The sequence below is a fragment of the Bacillus sp. AK128 genome (genome assembly GCF_053903075.1).
Window position 1 is genome coordinate 3820137 of sequence record NZ_CP096379.1, and the last position, 22759, is coordinate 3842895.

Sequence of the window (22759 nt, forward strand, 5' to 3'; positions counted from 1 at the left end):
AAATCTCACTCCTTACCTTATTTAACGGCTACAGGATAAGGTCTACCACATACAACGACATCCTCAGCACGACCTTGTTCAATATAGAGATAAGATTTTTCATTTGTTCTTGCTTGACGCCCTTCAACATAGACATTATCAACATTTTTCAGCTTCACGACCGGGGTGTTGTCATGTAATTTTTTCATCGATACATGATCAATTTCTACATCTGACACGTTTTCCATGTGTAGTGCCGAACCTTGACGTGTTTTTATTTTGACACGATGTAGCTCCAAGCCTTTTACATACCTACAATACATGCCAGCTCCTGCCATGATAATCTGTTCTTTTACCATGTCTGGTTCGCCGCCCTGTTCGTCTGGATCCTCTGTCATTTCAAAAGTAAGGTCTCGAAGGGAAACATCTTGTACTGGCATTTCTGGAAGCCCATAAATAAATCCAGCTGCTGCTCTACAATTTTTCGCGGTGACATGACTAATTTGAATATGTTCAATTACAGGAGTCTTCTCAGAAATGGGGATCGCCTCTACACTATTGATGGTTTGATCTGTTTCATCCACTCCATGTCTATAAAAGGAATTAATTGCTAATGGACAGAATACATCCTCCATATAGATATTGGTAACAAGGATATTTTTGATGTACCCACCACGAGCACGGTTTGTTTTAATTCGTATCCCCCGGTCTGTTCCTATGAAAACACAGTTTGAAACGGTGACATTACGGATACCACCAGAATTCTCACTTCCCATCACGACCCCGCCATGACCACTCTGCATCGTACAATTGGTGATGGTTACATTCTCTGTTGGCCTTCCAACTCTTCTTCCGTCTTCATTAATTCCGGACTTTAGGCACAAGCAATCGTCACCGACATCGAAATGACAATCTGTTACTCTTACATAGGAGCAGGAATCAATATCAAAACCATCCCCATTTGGTGTGTTAGAAGGGTTTTTAAATGTCACTCCACGAACACTTACATCCTGACAATAGACTAGATGTGTGTTCCAAAATGGTGAATTTTGCAACGTTATTCCCTCTAGGGTTACATGCTCACAATTTATCAATTGTAATAATGGCGGACGTAGGAATTGAGATTCCCATTCTACAAGATTAGTATTCAAGGGTCCTATTAATTGTTGATTTAATTTCCCAATCTCTTTCGTAGTAACCGAAGAATAGGTCTCACCTTTTCTTAGCTTACGATTGATTTTCCACCAGGCTTCCCCTTGCCCATCAAAGCACCCTTCCCCTTTAATCGTCACGTTCTTCAAACCATCTCCAAAGATTAACGGAGAAAAGGCATAGCATTCATAGCCTGACCACCTTGTTTTAACAGCCGGATAGGTATCAAAATCATTTTGGAACAGGATTGTTGCTCCTGCATCAACATAAAGGGTCATGTTACTCCTTAGCCTGATAGGTCCGGTTAGGTAGGTTCCTGCCGGAAAGTAAACCGTCCCTCCTCCGTTTATCGCACAATTTTCAATGGCCGTTTCTATGGCATCTGTGTTATCAGTTATACGATCACCTTTTGCTCCATATATCGTTACATCATAAAAGATCATTAGTATGTTCCTCCTTTCACCCTCACAGTGTTCGATATTCAAAGTTTTTGTAGGTCACACAACCAGTTCCGATTGCGTCCAACCCAATTCTAAGACTTAGGAATCCACCAAATGTATTATGGTGAAAGCCAGAAGCGTCAATTACTTTATCATACTTGGTCCATTCCTCCCCTTCTTGCTTATAGTAGAAGGAAACAATATGACAATCGTTTTTAATTCGGAGTCGAATGGTTCTGCCGTTGTTTGGCAGTAGTCGGTACTTCTTAAAGGTGCGAAAATGACGGACACCTTCCTTTGAAACAGAAAGTCCTAAATGATGAGAAGTATCATAAAACAGCATAAATAAGCCTTCTACCTCCCCCTCAACTTGAACATCAATCTCTGCTTCATAGCTTTTATGACCCGTCATATATAAAATCGGTGACGGAGTGACCTCCTGTTTGCCGCTCACAACGAGTCCACCATTCCTTACTTGAAACCGTTCCTTGTCAGGCTCTCCAAGCCATTGCCAGTGAAAATCTAATGAGTCAGAAGAAAAATGGTCTATAGTAGGAAAACCATGAGCTCCTGTTTTACCCTCTGGTTTTTTCAACACTTGATTAGGACGAATATGATCTGGTACCTTCGGCCATCCGTCCTCTGTCCATTCAATCGGAACTAGCATAGTCTGACGCCCTAACGAATGGTAACCATTTTCATAGGCATGATAAATCATCCACCATTCGCCAGACGGAGTATCGATTAGCGTACCATGTCCTTGCGACCAAAAATACTCGTCTCTCGAGTTTGTTTTTATAATAGGGTTATAAGGAGAATGCTCCCATGGTCCCCAAGGTGTTTGGGAACGAGAAGTAGCAACCATATGACTTGTAGGAGGACCAGCCGTTCCACCAATGGCCAGCATTAAATGATAATAACCATTATGGTATCGCAACTTTGGGCCTTCTGGACTCAGTGCCTCTACCTCCCAATCGTCAGGATATACCCAAGGTTCATATACCTTTTGTACCTCCCCGACTACAGATAATCCATCCTCTGCAAGCTCGACCATATGTCCATCAGATAAATGCAAATAACGCTTTCCATCTGGACCGACCACATGACCAGGGTCAATTAATGTTGTATGTAAATTAATGGGGTCACTCCAAGGACCATGAGGATCGTTTGCATACACGACCCAATTCGTTTTTTCTGCAGGGAAATAGATATAATACACCCCTTGATAATAAACAAATTCAGGTGCCCATACATCCCCAACTAATTTCTCTAACGCATAGCTGATCGGCTCCCAATTGACTAGATCAGTAGAATGCCAAATGATTAAACCAGGGGTATACTTATAAGACGTATTCACCATATAATAGTCTAAACCAACACGGATAATGGAAGGATCCGCATAATTCCCTCTTAGAATAGGGTTTCGAAACGTCCCATTTCGTAAATCTCCACTCCGTATTTCTTCGTTCGTCTGTTGTGTAACCATCTTTCACCTCTCCAATTTGTCCTGTTAAAGAAAAATGCTTCTAACTACTTGAATTCACGTTTACGTTCACTGTAAGCTTTTTTTCGCTAGCTAAATAAGGGATTAGAAACTGAATAGCCATGACAGCGAGTATGATCCATGGAATGGTGGTTGGATTAATCTCCTTTGAAAAAATCATAAAGATGATAATCCCCACTCCTCTGCCAACATTAATAATTGATTCACGTAAAACCACCGACTCGACACGGAAATTTTCTTTTAGTGGAAGCCTGTCGATCCAGCTAAAATAATGAGCAGCATAGGCATTTGCTTGAAGTGGTTTAAAGAGTGAACTGATTGACATAAACAACACAACCGTCCAAATCGATAGATCCGAGAGTAAAAATATAGATGAAAAAGTAAATCCGATAGCAGAAATATATAAATATTTCACGGTAGAATTCACATCCGCAATTCGTGAAATTAAATAGCTGGCGATAATAGACATGCTCAAAAATATAACATTTAAATACCCAACAAACTGCTCCTCAGGCAAGATGTTATACAATAAAATGGGTGGGATATACATTAGGATTCCTTGAGGAAACCCAATAATGAACCAACCAATTAAGACATGTAAAAACTTTGGCTTTCGTTGAACCATTAAACCTAAATACTTCATATAATATTCTCGGTGATGGACCTGGTCTTTTCTAATGCGCATGCTACCAATCGTGGCAAAGAGGAACATCAAAAAGGCTAAAGAGAACACGATAATATAGCCGTTCAATTCATTATTCATACTAATAATAAAACCTGCTAAAGCTGGTCCACTCAAGTTAGCACCGCTCATGACAATCTGATTCCACCCTAAATAACGGTGACGATTTCCGTCATGTGAGACATCATGCACTAACGTAAAATAACCTAACCAATAGAAAGCCTGTGACATCCCTTTTAAGAGCGCAAATAAGAAAAAATAATGAATAATGTTTTCTTGTGTAAAAATGATACATAGATAAAAGAACCCTGTTAAAAAAATTCCAATCCGATACGGAATTAAGCGATCCTGTTTCTTTGCATATTTCCCCATCAAATAGGTAGTCAATGCTTGAGAGAGGATCGCCAATAAGTTAAACATCCCATTGATAAAAAGGTCATTTGTTAATCGCCAAAGATACAAGTTCACAAAGATAATCGATAGCGAATTGCCAAATTGATAGATTGCATGAATCACTAATGACATAACTGCCTGCTCTGATAATCTTTTTTCCTTCGCAATGTTAAAGAGGTTCATGAGCTCCAACACTTCTTTCTTTTATAGGAACTGATAAAATTCACGAGCTCCTTTTATGGGCGATGGCCTTAGTCCGGACAATTTATAAAGTTGCTGCCTAATAAGAGTGGTTTGGGTACTAGCATTCATATCCCCTTCATATAAGCCTTTACTTAAGTGAACGGCCTCTGGCATATTGGGGTAGAACTCTCCTTTTTTCACTTGTGCCACATTTGGCGCAGATGGAGAGGTTTCTAGCTCTCTTGAAAAACCCCCATCCTCTCGTTTGAGCTTTGCCATATTTTGAATCGTAATGTCCATGATCTCCAGTAATTCTTGATGTGGTATCTTGATGTTTGAGTAGGATAAAAGATCAATAGGATTGCGAATATAGCACATATCCTTTGCCTCTTCTGTTCGAAGACAGGTTAGAATGCTTTGATAAATCTTGTCTGTATTTGGCATTGGAAGGTTGAAACGACTATAAAATGTATGGAGTTTAAACGTACCAGATATCTTGACATACAAGCTTCCTTCTCCCCATAACCCTGTCTCCTTATCTTGGATGCTTTCCAAAAATCGGATGGCCTCATCCAAGTAGGGCTGCCTCTTCTCCACATCCATTTCACCTATATAAACACAGGAGGTTGCTAGCAAATCACAGCCTCTCCAGCTGTTACTTAAATCAATGCTTTTCCATTTATGTAAATATTCAGCTGGTGAACTCACATAGGTTGGTGCCGCATTTGCCTCTAATGGAAGAGGATACAACGGCTGACTTCCGAGTCTTATGATAGAGCCCGCAGAATAATTGATAGCCCTATGCACCATCACCTCATCCTTTTTCATAGCTGGATTCTCATCCAAGAAATAACCGGTAATCGGGTCCTGTTTTTCTTGGAAGAACTGGACAATTTCTCGCCTCATTTTATCGGGCATATAGGACAGTAGTTCGTTTCGATTCAGAATATTTAAAGCTTGAGCTGTTGATTCAATATCTGGCGTAAACTGAGGGGCTTCAATTGAGCTTTTCGCATAATAAAAGCCCCCCGTACTCGCATCATACTGACCTGCTAACCATTGAAAAAAGCCAGTAAATAAATCCTCTAACGTCTCCAATTGCGCTACATACTCCGTTTGCTCTTTACTCATTTCTTCACCTTCTCATTTTAGAAATCCATGCTTTTACACCTAGACTGTTATTCTTTAACCGAACCTAACAATGCACCTTTCGTGAAGTGCTTCTGTAAAAACGGATAAACTAATAACACAGGGAGAGTGGCTACGACAATTACCGCCATTTTTACTGTTATATCGGGTGGTGGAACGTCTGTAAATTCAGATCCGTCATAATTTAATCCGGTGGCTAATACAACAATTTGGCGTAAAAGGACTTGAACAGGCCAAAGAGCAGAATTATTTAGATAAAGAATCGCATGCATATACGTATTCCAATACGTGACCGCATAAAAAAGTGAAATCGTGGCAATGGCGGGCATTGAACACGGGATAATAATCCTAAATAAGATTCCAAAATCACTACATCCATCAATTTTGGCAGCATCCTCTAAGGAATCTGGTAGTGCCTGGAAGAAGCTTTTTAAAATGATCATGTTAAACACATTGATTGAAACAGGAATGATTAAGGCCAGCAATGAATCTAGTAATCCCGTATATTTCACGGCTAAGAAAGTTGGAATCATCCCACCATTAAATAACATCGTGAATACAAAGAAAAACATAATGAATCTTTTTCCCACTAAATCCTTTCGGGACAGTCCATATGCCGTTAAGACCGAAAGAAACATACTCCAAAGTGTTCCTCCAGCTGTGACCCCAATCGATACTAAAAGAGAACGAAAGATGGTATCCGTCGAAAAAATATACTCATAAGCTGCTATACTCCAATCCGTAGGAAACAGAACAAACTGCTTTTCAGCTAGTTCTGCACTTGTGGTAAAAGAAGCAGCGATTACATGTAGAAAAGGTATGACTGTTGCTAATGCGATTATGGCTAACAAGAACATATTAGTGTAATTAAAAATGCGACTGCCTAAAGATTTGTCTTCAACCATTGTTGCCCCTCCTTAACTAAAACTACTAGTAGATACCTTCTTGACCGTTTTTCTTGGCTAACCAGTTGGCAAATACAACGAGGATCAGTCCTACAATTCCTTTAAAGAATCCAACTGCTGTACTATAGCTAAACTGACCTTGCTTTAAACCGGCTACATATACATATGTATCAAATATTTCAGCCACTTCTCGATTGGCAGCATTTAATAATAGGTAGACGTGCTCAAAGCCTAGCTCTAAAACATCTCCGATTTTTAAGAGTAATAGAATGATAATGACATTTTTAATAGATGGAAGTGTAATATGCCACATTTGTTGGAAACGAGTCGCACCATCCATTCGTGCCGCTTCATATAATTGTGGACTAATAGAGGCCATCGCTGCTAGGTAAATAATCGTTCCCCATCCAGCTTCTCTCCAAATCACTTGTATAATATACATAGGACGGAACCAATCTGGGTTGAGAAGGAAGTTTACTTTCTCAAAGCCTAATGCCACAAGGATTCCGTTTACAATCCCTCCATCAAGCGTTAGCATGACATATCCAATGGAAACAATAATAACCCATGACATAAAATGAGGGATATAGATTAAGGTTTGTACTGTTCTCTTAAAAGCCATTAATCGAACTTCATTCAACATTAAGGCTAGAATAATCGGAATAGGAAAGAACAAGACTAAATTCAATGCAAACAAAATCAATGTATTTCCAAAGATCATCCAGAAATCGGGCTCTGTAAAGAGTCTTCTAAAATGCTCTAAACCTACCCATTCACTACCCGTAATCCCTAAGTAAGGTTTATAATCTTGAAAAGCGATAATCAACCCATACATAGGAATATATTTATAAATGATAAAATAAAGGATTCCTGGCAAGATCATTAAGTAGATCCATTTATTTTTCAAAATTTGTCTCTTCAACTCTAAACGCCTTGCTTGCTTAATGGATACTGCATCTTTTCCAACGACTATATCCGTGTTCATTAACGTCACCCTTTCTGTATATGGATAGGGCTGACATGATAAATAAAGTCAGCCCCAACCACAATTTTAGGAAAATCATATTTACGGATTATTTAGAATTCGCAAAAGAAGTATTGTATTCTTCGATGACTTGATCTCCACCTTGACTCTTCCAATTTGCTACAGCATCATCAAAACCAGCCTTATCAATTTGGCCAAGCATATACTTATACGTAGCATCTAAGATGATTTGGTTTAGTCTCTCACCTTTTTCTACAATTGTAGCTGAATCTAATGCAGCAGTCGGATCATGTACTAAGTACTTTTCATTATCAATGATAAGTTCTTCTGCTTTTGCCTTTACTTCATAAGTGTGAACCCCTTCAAATCTTCCATTTGTAGCCGGCTCCCCAATTTCAAGAGCTTGGTAAGGCTTCACTTCACGGTCCGTTAAATCCGTGTCCTCAATCGCATCTGCTTTACCATTTACAACTGAATAATGTTCTCCTTCAAGTCCCCAGAAGGTTAAATTGGCAATTTCAGGATTCATTAATTGATTGAAGAATCCTAATACTCTTTTTAATTCTTCCTCATCTTCGATTGCTGATTTAGGGAAGATAACAAGAGAACCATATCCTGGTATTGCCCATACATTAAATTCTCCATGTGGTCCCTTAATATTATTTTGTACATCTAATACGATATTTGGATTAATCTTTACAGCATCGTTGTTAAGAGTCACGACATCTGCCATTGAACCAACATACATACCAGCTGTTCCATTTTTAAATAAGGCTTGCTGATCTGGTTTACTCGTAACAGGGAAGTCTTGGTTCATATAACCGTTAGCACGAAGTTCTTTGAAGAAATCCATTGTTTCTACGTATTGTGGGAACATAAATTCAGGCAGTAATTCTCCATCCTTTTCTCCCCAACCATTTGGAACACCAAACCAAGAAGCTACCGTTTTAAATGCCCCATATACTAAATCACTGCGATCAGTCAGTCCAAATGTATCATTCTTTCCATTTCCATCTGGATCATCCTCTGTAAACGCCCTTGCCATTTCTTCAAATTCGTCCACATTCGTTGGAGTAGAGAGACCAAGCTTATCAGCCCAATCCTTACGGAAAATTAAGCCTTGTCGTGACAATGGTCTTCCTTGATAAAGAGCATAAATCTTTCCATCTACTGCAGTATTTGCTAGCACCGTTTCCTTTAAATTACTTAAATTATCAAACTCACTTAAGTAAGGTCCAATTTCCCAAAATTGGTCATCACGGATTGCTTCTTTAAATTGAAGATACGTTGTTTGATTTTTCATAAATACTGCCTCAGGGAATGAACCTGTCGCAAAGGCAGTATTTAATTTTTCTTCATAACTACTGTCAGGTACCCATTGAATCTCTAATTCTGAGTTTGTTTTTTCTTCTAATAGCTTCTCAATCTTATCTGAAGGAACCTCTGGCGTATGAAGATTCGCCATAATGGAGAATTTCACTGGCTCATTACTTTGAGCGACCTCTGTTTGTTTTCCATCAGAATTTTTTGTTCCATCCGTCGTGTTTGAAGCGCTTTCATTTGCACTTGAACAAGCTACCAAAGATCCAAGTCCTAATGAAAGTGCACAAAACGTACTTAGGAATTTTTTAGACTTAATCATGTACTTACCCCCTATTAAATTTTTTGGATGTGACTTTGCACACCCTTAGACTAATTGAAACGCTTACATTCCGCCTATAATCAATTTCTTATATTCTTTGAAAACACAGGGGTTTTAAAGGGTTATCACATAATAACTAATGAAATGATTATTAATTTGCAGAAAATTTAATCAACTATGTAGGTAACCATTTTTCTTCACGATCGCCTTCTTACATCAGCGGAGAAACTTTTCTAAAGGAATCTTTAACTCTACAATTCCTTCTACAATTAACTTCGCAATCTCTTTAGCCCCTTGTGTGGAAAAATGAGTATTATCTTCAACACCATGAGGATAATGTTCATGTTTTCCAGGTTCCAGCCAGAGAAAGACCTCTTTTGATTTATTGACACCTATAGATTCAATAAATGCTTTACTTTTGCTGGTTAAATCAATAACCGGTATATTATTTTCTAGTCCTAATTGATGAATGGCAAATGGATATAAACCGTGAGTGTCTTCCATTATTCCTTCTTCATTAAAACTTCTTCTTTGTACGGGGGTGATGAGTATGGGAATTGCCCTTTTATTCCACGCGGTATCAATATATTGACTAACGTAATACTTAAAGCTTGTCATAGCCTCTGTATACCTTTCATCATTCTTCGCGTCATTATGGCCGAATTGAATAAACAAATAATCTCCTTCTCTGAGCTGATTGGTAATCGTTCTTAACCGCCCCTCTTCAATGAAGCTTTTTGAGCTACGACCTGACGCAGCCTCATTGATTACACGGATCTCATCCGTAAAGAAATGATGTAAAACTTGGCCCCATCCTGCACGGGGAAATACTTCAGAAGAATAGGAAGAAGCGGTTGAATCTCCTGCAATGAAAATAGAAATCTTACTCATGTTAATCCCCTCTTTTTTTTATTTATTTTATCTAGTTATTGGTATTTACTTTACCAACCAGAAAGGATGACAGCTATAATCTCATTCAGTCAAACGCTACTCCATAGGTACTAAATCACATTATGATTATCGTGTAAGATGATGAGTACTGGGTCTGAAATTTGGTGATAACCTGACATATTCAGAGGTACATTGGCTATAGTCCTATTGATTACTTAACTTATTTACGGATTGATCGAGCAAAGGAGCTCCTAGTCCATTCTGTTATTTGAATAAAAGAAATTAGTGACGAACAAACAATTCCCCTTCCCCTATAGAAAAGAAATAGAGGCTGACCTCCATATCATGAAGATCAGCCTCTATATAATGACTCAAAGCAAAACTACACCTTTGTTTTGTTCGTTTGCTTTTGTGTTGATAGCCACATAACAATGGATTTCCCTATCATGTTATATGGATTGCTCACTAAAGGGTGTTCCCAATGGAAACACCCTAATCTTGCAGCAAATCAGTTGAATTTACTTTTGAACTATAGCCTAGTTCTCTCCATGCGTTTTCAGTGGACCACGGTTTCTCTGGATTACCAGATACTCCATAATACGTTCCATATTTAACAGATGATTGAATCGCTAAATCAAACATCTGGACAGTGTCTGCATGTGATAATAAAGTGTGATGGAGGCGACCTTTTTCTTTTACTGCTTGTTTTTCGTCGTCTTGAACACTTCCGATTCGTAAATTGATGACGGAAAGATGATTTGCCTCTTCTCTTGCCAAAATATGACCGATATTTTCAGATGCCAGCTTTAATACCCCATATAAGCTCCTCGATAAGGGATAGTCCTGATTTGTAATCTCTCTACCTAGTGTAGAAATTCCTTCGTATTCGTAATAATCGGTTGTATGGTTACTGCTTGCATAGACGACCTTTGGAATCCCTTTTGTGATGGCTGCATGTAAGATATAGAAGGATGATGTAAAGTGAATATCTGTCATCTTCCGAAATTGTTCTGGATGTTTTAAATCATCCTCTGTTTGAATGGTCAGTAAATTGATAAGAGCAACCGTATCCTTTGGGATATTCGTCATTAATTCATCAACGTTCGTGGCGTCCGTTTCGATAAAGGGTACACTAGAATCCGTTGGAGCCTTTTTATCTAGAATGACGATTTCATATTTGTCACGTAACCCTTTCGTTAAAATTCTTCCAATCGTTCCCGCTCCACCTATAATCGTTACTTTCTTCATTTGCTTCCTCCATTGTCAGTTTGATTCCATATCTCTTTAGACTTCTTCTAAATTCTAAAAACATACATGGAGGATGATGAAAGCGTTTGTTTATCATTTATTGCCTAATACCGTTTGGACTTGGCTGTAAATCCGGAATTGGAATGGGTCTCTTTTCCTTACTAGAACGCCATACCCCTTCCCCAACTGCTATGGAGTAGGCACCCGCTAATGCACCTGCCAAAATGTCGTATTTTCTTGTAGGGTCTACCCCTAAGAAGAGGTCCTCTTGCAAGATGGGGTCACCACCTCCATGCGAACCTTCACTCTCTAGCACATGAATGGTTTCTTTCGATCCAAAGAGTGGAAAATAATCGATTGTTTGCTTTGGAATGGGAAAGGGGACACGATTTGGTGCGTGAAATTCAGTAGTTTCTATTCTGCCTTTTGTCCCATTAATAGCGAGTCGATACCCCTCATAAGGAAGAGAAAAATTTATCGAATAGCTCAGCAATGCACCCTTGTCATACCTCACTGTCGCAACATACGTATCTTCAATATCAATTTCATGATCAAAAATACAGGCGTCAGGTCGATAATGGGTATAGTTGTTCCTTGAGGCTTCTTGTTGATTGATATGGTCGTCGTGGACAAAGCTTTCACTTCGTCGATTAGACCATCTCATATAATAGTGGCAGTTTTGTTTCTCTTGACAGGTTCCACAATAGCGCTGATCGGTTGGACTTGGATTTAGCTCGCCATTCTTTCCATAATAATTTAGCGCTCCATAGGCAAATACTTCTTCCGGTTTTTGATCTAGCCACCAATTGACTAAATCGAAATGGTGAGTGGATTTGTGAATGGAGAGCCCCCCAGATAAATCTCGATTTCGATTCCAGCGTTTAAAATAACTCGCACCATGGTAGGTGTCAATATACCAATTGAGGTCAACCGATGTGATTCTCCCAACTTTTTCTTCTAGTAGCATTTCTTTTATTTTTCGATGATAAGGCGTATATCGATAATTGAAAGCGACCGTTACTTTCCCTTTACTTTTTTCTTCTGCTTCTATTACTTTCCTTGCATCTTCTAGCTTTGTGACCATCGGCTTTTCGGTAATAATATGTAGGTCATGCTCTAATCCTTGTAAAATATAATCAACGTGCGTATCATCTCTACTCGTAACGATGACGGTATCTGCTTTTGTTTCCTTTATCATTTTTTCGAATTCATCTGGTTGATAAGAAGGAACAGCTACTAAGCTAGTGAATCTTTCTTTACATAGCATGATTCTCTTTTCATCACAATCAAGTAAGCCGACAATCTTGTTAAGATGACTATATTCTTTCAAAATAGGTTGAATAAACATACTGAAGGCTCGATTACTAAGGCCGCAAATCACGATTTTTTTCATGTTCTCCTCCTAGACGATTTAGATAAAAAATACCCGATTTTATGGACCTATTAAAATCGGGTATCTTCCTTATTTTTTATTTCAAATCTTCCATTTTAACAAATTCCATATCTTTAAAGGTATAGTTCTCGCCTGCCATTGCCCAGATAAAGGTATAGTTGTTGGTTCCTACGCCTGAGTGGATGGACCAAGGCGGGGATAGGACAGCTTCTTCGTTTTTAACGACTAGGTGGCGTGTTTCACTTGGTTCACCCATGAAATGGAACACTCTAGATTCTTCGTCCATATCAAAATATAAGTACACTTCCATACGTCGGTCATGGATATGTGCTGGCATCGTATTCCACATGTTATTTGGCTCTAGTAATGTCATCCCCATCATTAATTGACAGCTTTGAAGACCGTCCTGGTGAATATATTTATAGATGGTGCGCTTATTGGACTCACTATCTGAACCCATTTTAACCGGTTCAGCGTCCGTAATTGGAAGAACACGAGTTGGGTATTCTTTATGTGCAGTTGTAGATACAAAATAAAAACGTGCAGGGTTATCAATATCCTCACTATGGAAGGAAACTTCTTTGTTTCCTAACCCTACATATAAACAATCTCTCTTGTTCAGCTCATATTCTTGGCCTTCAACGATGACCTTACCCTTTGGTCCGATATTAATGATTCCGACTTCTCTTCGTTCTAGAAAATACTCCGTTTGTAATGTATCACCTGCGTCTAGTCTTAATGGAGATCCTGTAGGAATTGCCCCTCCAACAACCACACGGTCATAGTGAGAATACACCATATTAATTTCACCCTTTACAAAAAGGGATTGAATTAAAAATTCATTTCGTAATTTTTCTGTTGTATATTGTTTACTATCCAGTGGGTTTGTTGCATGTCTAATTTCCATTTTTCGTTCTCTCCTTTATGGGTTATGATTATGAACTCATCCATCCGCCATCTACACATAACACATGACCATTTACATAGCGTGAGGCATCAGATGCTAAAAATACGATAGGACCTTTCAAATCTTCAGGTGTTCCCCACTCTCCGGCAGGAATTCTCGACGTGATAAAATCATTTCTTTCTTTATTTGCTCGTAACGCAGCGGTATTGTCAGTGACCATATAACCAGGAGCGATGGCATTCACATTGATCCCCTTCCCAGCCCATTCATTGGCAAAGGATTTTGTTAACCCCGCAACCGCGTGCTTACTGGCTGTATACGCTGGTACTCGTAAGCCCCCTTGAAAAGAGAGCATAGACGCAATATTTATAATTTTTCCCGATCCATTTTCAAGCATATGCTTCCCAATTTCTCTCGTTAGCTTAAAGACCGCGTTTAAATTTACGTCCATCACATCATGCCAATCTTGATCGGAAAAGTTTTCCGCTTCGGCACGTCTAATAATACCCGCATTATTCACTAAAATATCGATTTCACTAGTTTTCTCTAGAGCATCCTCTACTAGCTGATACACAGCGTTCGGTGCGGATAGATCGACAATGAGTTCATAGAATCTATGGCCAGTAGCTTCAACTTTTTCCTTTGTTTCACGGAGATCACTTGTACCAACTCCAATAACATCGGCACCTGCTTCCGCAAGTCCAACTGCCATTCCTTGACCTAGCCCACGACTTGCCCCTGTGACTAAGGCCACTTTCCCTGTTAATGTGAAAGACATTTGTTACCCTCCTTTTTTAAAGTGAAAGCTGTTATGAATTACCTTGTAACGCTTTGTTTCCCCTCTACCAATTTTTGCACTTCCTGAAGGGTAGGCGCGCCGTCCCAGTCCCCTTTGTATTGAGTGGCTAATGCTCCAAGTGTATTAGCTCTTTGTAAGGCTTTTGGTAGGGAAGTTGTAAGTGCTTCTGGATGTAGTGGATCCACTTCATCTAAAAGAACCGATAAAAACCCAGCAGCAAATGCGTCCCCTGCTCCCACTGTGTCGATGACTTGCTTCACGGTATAAGGATTTGCTGTGTATGTATTCTCTTTTGTAAAACCAATTGAGCCCTCGTCTCCCAATTTTAGCGCAATGATTTTGGGACCCATTTGAAGGAATTGCTCCCCATAACCCTCATGAGTGTTAGGTCCTAACAGGAATTCTGCTTCTTCTACGCCAGGTAAGAAAATATCACAAAGCGGAATCATGGAGAGAAGCACGTTACGAGCTTCCTCCTCACTCCAAAGCTTTCTACGTAAATTAGGGTCAAACGAGATGGTAAGTCCGTTTGAACGAGCCACTTTCATGACTTCTAGCATGAATTCCTTCGTATTCGGACCGAGCGCAGGTGTAATACCTGTTACATGCAAATGACGAACACCTTCAAACCAGCTAGGATTTATACAATCTACACGAAGCTGACTTGCTGCTGACCCCCTCCGGTAATAGAAAACATTGGGATCGCCATACCCTTTCACTTCTTTAAAATAGACAGCTGTTGGATAGTGGGAATCTCTTGTTACAAAGGACACATCCACACCTTCCCCAGCAAGTGTTGAAACTACCATATCACCAAACGGGTCTGCTCCAAGCTGACTAATCCAGCGTACTTTTTTACCTAATCGAGATAAACCAATGGCAACATTGGATTCTGCCCCTGCTAGTGATTTCATAAAAAGCGGGGAATGTGTTAGTGAGCCCTCTGTGATGGATTGAAAGAGAATCATGCTTTCACCAATCGTTAGTACATCAAGCTTGTCATTTTGCGTCAACAGTCCCCACCTCTTTCACTAGGTCAACAAAGCCTTTTGCTATCGATGTGATTTCTTGGAATCTTCCTTGCTCAACAAGTTGATTATTCACTAGGTTTCCTCCAAGACCGACTGCCATCGCTCCATTCTGTAAAACTTGATTCATATTTTGAAGGTTGATTCCACCTGTCGCAATCATATCAATATGATTTAACGGTCCACGAATTTCTTTTATATAGTTGACACCAAGGGACCCGATTGGGAACACCTTAACGGCCTTGGCGCCGAGCTTATGGGCTCTCATTACCTCTGTAGGTGTCATCGTACCGGGCCACACATGGAGACCATTTTCTAATCCATATTTCACAACTTCCTCATCTAGATGTGGAGAAATAATATATTCGGCCCCGGCCGAGACTGCTTCTTTCGCCATCATTACGTCTAAAACTGTTCCTGCGCCAATTTTCAAACGATCTCCATATTTAGTTTTCAAATCTGAAATCATTTGTAAGGCACCTTCCGTATTTAATGTTATTTCTAGAAATGACACGCCTCCATTCAATAGTGCTTCAGCGATATTCTCACCCGAATCTGCTGGCACACCTCTCATAATGGCAATAATTTTTTCTTCTTTTAACTGATTGATTAAGTCCTTTGTCATCAACAATACCTCCAGTTGAATCGAGCTGTTCTATACCTACGTGACTTATAGTGTTACTCCTGTTTTAAAAATAGCAATTTCTCTAAAATTATTTTTTTCATTGTTTACTAGCTGTCCGCTCGCAACATTAATAATATAGTTTATAAAATCATCTAGTACCTCGTCTGAAGAAACGTTTTCTACTAAAGGGCCTGCATTAAAGTCAATCCAGTGCTTTTTTGTCTCATAAAGGGTGGTATTCGTAGAGATTTTAACAGTTGGAACAAACGTGCCAAACGGCGTCCCTCGTCCCGTTGTAAATAAAACCATTTGACAACCAGCTGCCGCTAAAGCAGAGGATGCTACTAGATCGTTTCCTGGTGAACTTAGAAGGTTTAAGCCTTTCTTTTGTAATCTTTCACCGTATTTCAATACATCAACAACAGTTGACGTTCCTGCTTTTTGAGTACAGCCAAGTGATTTATCCTCAAGTGTCGTAATCCCTCCATCCTTATTTCCAGGGGACGGATTTTCATAAATGGGTTGGTTGTGCTGGATAAAATATTGTTTAAAGTCATTGATTAACGCAACGATCTTATGAAACACTTCCTCATTTTCAGCTCTTTCCATCAAAATCGTTTCGGCTCCAAACATTTCAGGTACCTCTGTTAAAACGGAGGTTCCTCCTTGGGCGGCGAGATAATCGGATAATCTCCCTAGAAGTGGGTTGGCCGTGATTCCTGAGAAACCATCGGAGCCCCCACACTTTAACCCAATCTTCAATTCGGATAAAGGAACATCCACTCTACTATCCTGTTTTGCATAGTCATAGATTTCCTTTAAACGTTTTACCCCTTCCTCCACCTCATCTGAAACCTCTTGAGATAATAGGAACTTTACACGGTTTGTATTGTAATCACCTAACGACTCTTCAAATTCGTTTATGTTGTTGTTCTCACACCCTAGTCCTAACACTAGTACACCACCAGCATTTGGATGCTTTACCGCATTTGCTAGAATCGTTCTCGTATTTTCATGATCATCGCCTAGCTGTGAGCAACCATAGTTATGCTTTAAAACGAGCACATTTTCAAAGGGACTAACATCTCCTATTTCCTCTTTAAAGCGTTGAATAATTAAATCGGCAACACCATTTACACAGCCTACGGTCGGGACAATCCATAATTCATTTCGGATACCAACTGTCCCGTCTTCCCGTTTAAATCCTTTAAACGTTCGATTCTCAAGCTGAAAGGAGTTAGAAACGAGTTTTTGCTTATATTCATAGTCTTGAATGCTATCTAAATTTGTTTTTGTATTATGTGTATGAACAAACTCTCCCGTGGCAATAGCTTTAATTGCATGGCCAATGGGAAAACCATATTTCACCACATGTTCCCCTTCTTTGATATCCACTAAAGCAACCTTATGCCCTCTTTTGACAGGATCTCGTAACTGAATTTCAATTCCGTCCACCACGATTCTCTCATTTTCGGAAAAGTTTCTTAAGGCAACAGCAACGTTGTCTTCTTTCTTAATCTTTAATAGTTCCTTCATTGGGCTCCCTCACTGTTTAGTACATTTTTGTCCAATATATCCTTTAATGCGCTTCTCATACCAAGCGTTTCTATTAGATGAAGATTGCTAGTTATAGCCTCTTTTAATCCAGGAATATCATTTAAATCGAATCCCCAATGTTGTTCATACCCTAACACAGTCGTAACAAGTTGTTGTAAGCTCTCTTTTGTTCCGTCATAGTTACTCCATGAGGAACGGAAGAGCTCTAATATACGTTCATCATCTACAAGTTGGATCTCCTCACCTTCTCGCTTTCCTTTATACAACGCAATCAAAGCACTAAAGGAAAAAACTAATTTACGAGGTAATTCTTTTTTCTGATTTTGATAGGCAAGTAAAGAAGGTAGATTTCTAGCTTTAAACTTAGACATCGAGTTCAAAGCAATACTTGTAAAGTAGTGATGGATATAAGGATTTAAAAACCTGTCTACCACATCCTTTGCAAACGTTGTCAATTCTTCTTTTGGTACATCTAGCGTAGGAATAACTTCTTCATGAATCAGTTCTTCCACAAACTCTCTTGTTTCCTTATCCGTCATTGCTTCCCCTACTGTGTTTAAACCATACAAGTAGGCAACAGGTGTCATCGCTGTATGAGCACCATTCAAAATGCGGACTTTCGTGGTTCGGTAAGGCGTCATATCCTCCACGATTTTTACCTGTTTCGCAATTCCTTCTATCGGTAACTCCTGTTTAATCCACTCCGGACCTTCTATGACCCAAAGATAATACGGCTCTCCCATCACGACCAAGTCATCCCTATAGCCTAATTCGGTCGTAATCTCTTCTAGGTTATCCTTTGGAAAACCAGGTACAATCCGATCAACTAACGTACAGCAAAATGTATTGGCATCATGAACCCAGTTAATAAAGTTTTGTTCTAAGCGCCATAAGTCTGCATATTGAAGGACACACTTTTTCAGCTCTTCTCCGTTCCGGTCAACCAGCTCACAAGGAAGGATGATAAAGCCTTTATCGTGAGCTCCTTTGAACGCTTGATAGCGATCATATAATAACGCCGTGAGTTTTGCTGGAAAGCTATTTTGTGGCCGGTCTTCTAATCGATCGTTTTCGTCAAAGGTGATGCCTGCTTCTGTTGTATTCGAAACGATGAATCGCAAGTCTGGATTAGCAGCTAGCTGTAAATAGTCATCGTATTGGGTAAAAAGGTTTAACCCCCGACTAATACTGTTGATGACACTATGCTCTCTTGAAGGCTGTCCATCTTTTATTCCTTGTAGGTATACCGTATACAGTCCATCTTGTTCATTTAGTTGATCCACTTTACCTCGTTCTGTTGACTGGGCCACAACTACACTACCGCAAAAGTTAGCTTCCTTATTAAGTTGATCGATAATCCAGTCTGTAAAGGCTCTTAAAAAATTCCCTGTTCCAAACTGTAATACTTTTTCTGGATACGACCGGAATTCCTTATACGTTTCTTTTGAAAGAGTTTGCATGCTTTTCCCTCCTTTTTTTTTTGTTACATTAAGAAAGGCTGTGTTAAACTTCGTTGTTGATTTTCGTTACAGGACACTCGCGTCCTTCCACTTCAATCAACTGTGCAAAAAAATTAACATTGTACTTTAACACAGCCTATAGAAAAGAAGTCCCTATTCAAAACGGAAGTATTCTCTTGCATTTTCATAGGAAATGCCTTTTACCATCCGACTCAACAACTCCCGATCGTTTGGCACCTCACCGCTTTCAACCCAGCCTCCGATTAAATCACACACTAGTCTCCTAAAATACTCGTGTCTTGTATAAGAAAGAAAGCTTCTAGAATCAGTTAGCATCCCTATAAATCTACTAAACAAACCAACACTTGCGAGTGTCTTCATTTGGTCAAGCATTCCATCCTTTTGGTCGTTAAACCACCAAGCTGTACCAAGCTGAATTTTTCCTGGTATCCCACCACCTTGGAAGCTCCCCATCGCTGTCGCAATAACGTAATTGTCGTTTGGGTTTAGGGAATATAAAATCGTTTTTGGCAAGGCATCCTCACGATCAAGGGAATCCAGGAGCTGACATAATGGCTTCGCAACCTGACCGTCATACATGCTATCAAATCCTGTATCAGGACCCATATGCTGAAACATTCTTGTATTTGTATTTCTTAAGGCATGCATATGGAATTGCATCACCCAGCCGAGTCTTGCATACTGCTTCCCTAAAAATGTAAGTGTATAGGACTTATATTTTTTCTCTTCCTCTAAGGATACAGTTTCCCCGTTTAGCGCTTTCAGGAATATGGAATCAACCTCTTCTTTCGTTGCTTCCGCATACATCATGACATCAAGAGCATGGTCTGATACTCTTCCTCCATGTGAATGAAAGAAGTCCACTCTCTCGGAAAGAGCAGCTAACAATTCATCGTAAGTCGTAATTTCTCTTTCAACTACCTCCGCTAATTTGTTTACCCAGCTTAGATAACCTTGACGATTAATCTCTAACCCTTTATCAGGCCTAAAGCTTGGTAAAACCTTGACATTAAAATCGTTCTCTTCCTTTAGTTTCAGATGATATTCTAAGGAATCTGTTGGGTCATCGGTTGTACAGACCACTTCTACATTTGACTTTTCAATCAATTTTCTAACGGTAAAATCCTCTTGGTTCAGTAACGCATTCACTTTTTCCCAAATGTCAGGTGCACTCGTTTCATTTAAAATGTCATGAATGCCAAAGAACCGTTGTAGCTCTAAATGCGTCCAATTATAAAGTGGGTTTCCGATTGTCATGGGAACGGTTTTTGCCCACGCTAGAAACTTGTCATAGTCACTTGCCTTTCCGGTTATGTATTCTTCATCGATTCCATTACTTCTCATCATTCTCCATTTATAATGATCACCGTGAAGCCAGGCTTCTGTTATGTTTTTAAACTGTTTATTTTCATAAATCTCCTTTGGATTTAAATGACAATGGTAATCGATGATCGGCATCTCTTTAGCGTATTCATTGTATAACTCAATGGCTGTTTGGTTTGTTAGAAGAAAAGTATCATCCATAAATTTTTTCATGCTTCCACCCTCTTATTTTTTTTAAAATTACCGTGCGTTAGGATGCTTATCAGAAAATAACAACGTTGTTATTATTATGGTAAATTAAATGTTAAAAAATTTCAACTATTTTATTTTTTGTTCTATTCTGGTGATTATTCTTGACAAATTAAGTGATTTACATAAAAATTAATAGTATTATTATTGATTTTCAAGAACGTCACACAGGTTTAATAATAACGTTGTCATTACAATAGGAATATATGGGTGAATAATGATGAATATTACGATTAAGGATATTGCAACTGCAGCGGGGGTAAGTTTTTCTACCGTATCAAAAGCATTAAATGATAGCCCGCTTGTAAAGGAAGACACGAAAAAGAAAATCATTCAAATTGCGAAGGATATGGGCTATGAACCCAATTTTGCTGCACAACGACTTGTCTCCAAGCAGTCTAAAACCATAGGACTTATTTGGCCGACACTAGAAAGAGTCACGCCTTCTACGTTAGTCACAAAATTGAATGAACAAATTACAAAGCATTCCTACAATATGATTTTATCTATTGATTCGATGAAATCTTCTGTTGAAATGTTTAAACGATTCCAAGTAGATGGGATTATTGTATTTGAGGAAAATAACGAGGAACTGACGAATACCTTCGCCTCTACCATTCCCTTTGTCTCCTATGGGGTAGGTGGTCAAAACACGTTCCCCATCATCGATGTTAACTATCAGGAGGCTATGTTTCAGGCTGTAGAGTATTTATATAGCCTCGGTCATCGAAAAATTTCCTTCGTTGGTGATTTTTCACCTGTAGATCGAAAGCAAATTGAAAAATATAAGGGATTTCAAAAGGCAATGAAGCACTTTGATTTACGGATTGATCATCAAACACTCGTCAATACTGGTGGTTTAACCTGGTTTGATGGGTATACCTCGACCAAAAGGCTACTGGATTCTGGCTATATTCCAACCGCCATCATTGGATCAAGCTATGATATAAGTGGAGGAATCATACGGGCCATTCGTGAGGCACAGCTTATTATTCCAAAGGACATCTCAGTCATGGGATACGATAACATTCCACAAATGGCTAATCTTGAAACACCCCTAACGAGTGTTGGGGTTTCCGTAGACGCCCTTGCAGCAGCCATGGTAAATACCTTGCTACACTATATAAGAGATAAGGATTCTGTACCTCTTGTGCAACCATTAACGCCCACTTTAATGGAAAGAAGCTCGTGTGCTCGTACGGGGGTCTAGTGGCGTGAAACATGGGGACAGGGACCTTGTTCCACTCCCAATTCTATCCAGGCAAAAATAAAAGGGCACGAACCCAATACTGAATTGGTTCGTGCCCTTCTTTATTTGTGTCTATCTTTTTTGTTCAAAAAGCAATGCTGCTTGTTAAGGACAACACACAGGTAAGCTTAAAGCATCTTTACTATGCTAGTCAATCCACTGCACAACTTCTTCCATCACTCGTCGCGTTTTCGGACGTGCTGGATCCTCTTGGCGATAACCGAAGGCAACCATAGCTGATACGGCAAGCTTGCCATTTTCAAGAAGTCCTTCACCCTTCAAAATCGCATTTACTTTCTCATAGCTAAAGCCTTCAATTGGACAAGAGTCGATGCCGATTTGAGCGGCAGCTGTCATCATATTGCCTAGCGCAATATAGGTCTGCTTGCTCGCCCAATCAAACAATGCTCGGTCGGTTTCAAACAAACGCTGATCATCCTCTTGAAAACTTCTGTAACGATCCTTCAGTGTCTCAAGTAATTCATCAGGCATGTGCTTCACATTCTTTTGCAAGTTCCGCACATAATCAGAATCATATCTTACATCTGTACGGGCAAGAATCACAACAAAATGACTGGCAGTCGGCAGCTGTCCTTGTACTCCCCATGACACCTCTCTCAGCTTTTCACGTAAGCCCTCATTTTGGACCACAAGGAATTTCCACGGCTCGTATCCAACAGAGCTTGGAGACAAACGGCCTGTTTCTAAAATAAATGCAAAATCCTCATCGGAAATTTTCTTAGTAGGGTCAAATACCTTTGTTGCATGGCGAAAATTAAATGCTGCTATGATCTCTTGTTTTTTAGCGTCGTGATTGCTCATGATGAATTCATCCTTTTTTATTAGATTAGATTCAAAACTAGACTTGATACTAGTTTGTATTAAGACATATTGTATATGATTCACTTTCCCTAAACAAAAAATTAGCTCTATTCTATGCCACTCTTAGGTTGCGAACAAATGCGAAGCATAAATTTTATTCAAAATCTCAGTCA

19 protein-coding genes are annotated in these 22759 nt (G+C 39.4%); 1 reads left to right on the top strand and 18 read right to left on the bottom strand.

Translation table 11 applies throughout. The annotated features are described in order from the left end of the window. Window positions 1-17: 17 nt before the first annotated feature. The 17 genes from M1D60_RS19250 to uxaC all read right to left on the bottom strand — a co-directional run bounded on the left by M1D60_RS19250 (window position 18) and on the right by uxaC (window position 20479). On the bottom strand, window positions 18-1574 hold the full coding sequence (locus tag M1D60_RS19250) for a glycoside hydrolase family 28 protein (RefSeq protein ID WP_456276444.1): 1557 nt from the start codon (window positions 1572-1574) through the stop codon (window positions 18-20). A gap of 22 nt (window positions 1575-1596) precedes the next feature. Further along, window positions 1597-3057 carry a family 43 glycosylhydrolase gene (locus M1D60_RS19255; RefSeq protein WP_456276445.1) on the bottom strand — a complete coding sequence of 487 codons (1461 nt, stop codon included), beginning with the start codon at window positions 3055-3057 and terminating at the stop codon, window positions 1597-1599. A 40-nt stretch (window positions 3058-3097) separates the two neighbouring features. Beyond that, window positions 3098-4333, bottom strand: coding sequence for an MFS transporter (locus M1D60_RS19260; RefSeq protein ID WP_456276446.1), 1236 nt, complete (start codon window positions 4331-4333; stop codon window positions 3098-3100). A gap of 21 nt (window positions 4334-4354) precedes the next feature. Beyond that, on the bottom strand, window positions 4355-5464 hold the full coding sequence (locus tag M1D60_RS19265) for a hypothetical protein (RefSeq protein WP_456276447.1): 1110 nt from the start codon (window positions 5462-5464) through the stop codon (window positions 4355-4357). A 47-nt stretch (window positions 5465-5511) separates the two neighbouring features. Beyond that, window positions 5512-6387, bottom strand: a complete 876-nt coding sequence (locus M1D60_RS19270) for a carbohydrate ABC transporter permease (RefSeq protein WP_456276448.1) — start codon at window positions 6385-6387, stop codon at window positions 5512-5514. Between the two features lie 25 nt (window positions 6388-6412). Then, the gene (locus M1D60_RS19275; RefSeq protein WP_456276449.1) at window positions 6413-7372 is read right to left on the bottom strand and encodes an ABC transporter permease; all 960 of its coding nucleotides are present in this window, start codon (window positions 7370-7372) and stop codon (window positions 6413-6415) included. Window positions 7373-7460: 88 nt separating this feature from the next. Further along, a complete protein-coding gene (locus tag M1D60_RS19280) occupies window positions 7461-9014 on the bottom strand; it encodes an extracellular solute-binding protein (protein WP_456276450.1) in 1554 nt (517 codons plus the stop codon). Window positions 9015-9230: 216 nt separating this feature from the next. After that, window positions 9231-9905, bottom strand: coding sequence for a rhamnogalacturonan acetylesterase (locus tag M1D60_RS19285; protein ID WP_456276451.1), 675 nt, complete (start codon window positions 9903-9905; stop codon window positions 9231-9233). Between the two features lie 492 nt (window positions 9906-10397). Then, window positions 10398-11153 (bottom strand): NAD-dependent epimerase/dehydratase family protein, encoded by a 756-nt coding sequence (locus M1D60_RS19290; protein ID WP_456276452.1) that lies wholly within the window; start codon window positions 11151-11153, stop codon window positions 10398-10400. 97 nt (window positions 11154-11250) lie between these two features. Beyond that, window positions 11251-12546, bottom strand: coding sequence for a Gfo/Idh/MocA family protein (locus M1D60_RS19295; RefSeq protein WP_456276453.1), 1296 nt, complete (start codon window positions 12544-12546; stop codon window positions 11251-11253). 76 nt (window positions 12547-12622) lie between these two features. Beyond that, window positions 12623-13453 (bottom strand): 5-dehydro-4-deoxy-D-glucuronate isomerase, encoded by an 831-nt coding sequence (gene kduI, locus M1D60_RS19300; protein ID WP_456276454.1) that lies wholly within the window; start codon window positions 13451-13453, stop codon window positions 12623-12625. A gap of 28 nt (window positions 13454-13481) precedes the next feature. Further along, complete coding sequence (kduD, locus tag M1D60_RS19305; RefSeq protein ID WP_456276455.1) at window positions 13482-14231, bottom strand: 2-dehydro-3-deoxy-D-gluconate 5-dehydrogenase KduD; 750 nt, start codon at window positions 14229-14231, stop codon at window positions 13482-13484. Window positions 14232-14269: 38 nt separating this feature from the next. Continuing rightward, window positions 14270-15265 (bottom strand): sugar kinase, encoded by a 996-nt coding sequence (locus tag M1D60_RS19310; protein WP_456276456.1) that lies wholly within the window; start codon window positions 15263-15265, stop codon window positions 14270-14272. After that, window positions 15252-15905 carry a bifunctional 4-hydroxy-2-oxoglutarate aldolase/2-dehydro-3-deoxy-phosphogluconate aldolase gene (locus M1D60_RS19315; protein WP_456276457.1) on the bottom strand — a complete coding sequence of 218 codons (654 nt, stop codon included), beginning with the start codon at window positions 15903-15905 and terminating at the stop codon, window positions 15252-15254. The genes M1D60_RS19310 and M1D60_RS19315 overlap by 14 nt, the downstream gene beginning before the upstream one ends. Before the next feature lie 45 nt (window positions 15906-15950). After that, the gene (locus M1D60_RS19320) at window positions 15951-17441 is read right to left on the bottom strand and encodes a UxaA family hydrolase (protein WP_456276458.1); all 1491 of its coding nucleotides are present in this window, start codon (window positions 17439-17441) and stop codon (window positions 15951-15953) included. Then, on the bottom strand, window positions 17438-18922 hold the full coding sequence (locus tag M1D60_RS19325) for a tagaturonate reductase (RefSeq protein WP_456276459.1): 1485 nt from the start codon (window positions 18920-18922) through the stop codon (window positions 17438-17440). Before M1D60_RS19325 ends, M1D60_RS19320 begins: the two co-directional genes overlap by 4 nt. A gap of 153 nt (window positions 18923-19075) precedes the next feature. Continuing rightward, on the bottom strand, window positions 19076-20479 hold the full coding sequence (gene uxaC / locus M1D60_RS19330) for a glucuronate isomerase (RefSeq protein WP_456276460.1): 1404 nt from the start codon (window positions 20477-20479) through the stop codon (window positions 19076-19078). A gap of 253 nt (window positions 20480-20732) precedes the next feature. On the opposite strand from uxaC, the gene M1D60_RS19335 reads away from it, so the two are divergent. Next, window positions 20733-21725, top strand: a complete 993-nt coding sequence (locus M1D60_RS19335) for a LacI family DNA-binding transcriptional regulator (protein ID WP_456276461.1) — start codon at window positions 20733-20735, stop codon at window positions 21723-21725. A 186-nt stretch (window positions 21726-21911) separates the two neighbouring features. Here M1D60_RS19335 and M1D60_RS19340 read toward each other — a convergent pair whose 3' ends face one another. Next, complete coding sequence (locus M1D60_RS19340) at window positions 21912-22586, bottom strand: NAD(P)H-dependent oxidoreductase (protein WP_456276462.1); 675 nt, start codon at window positions 22584-22586, stop codon at window positions 21912-21914. Window positions 22587-22759 lie beyond the last annotated feature (173 nt).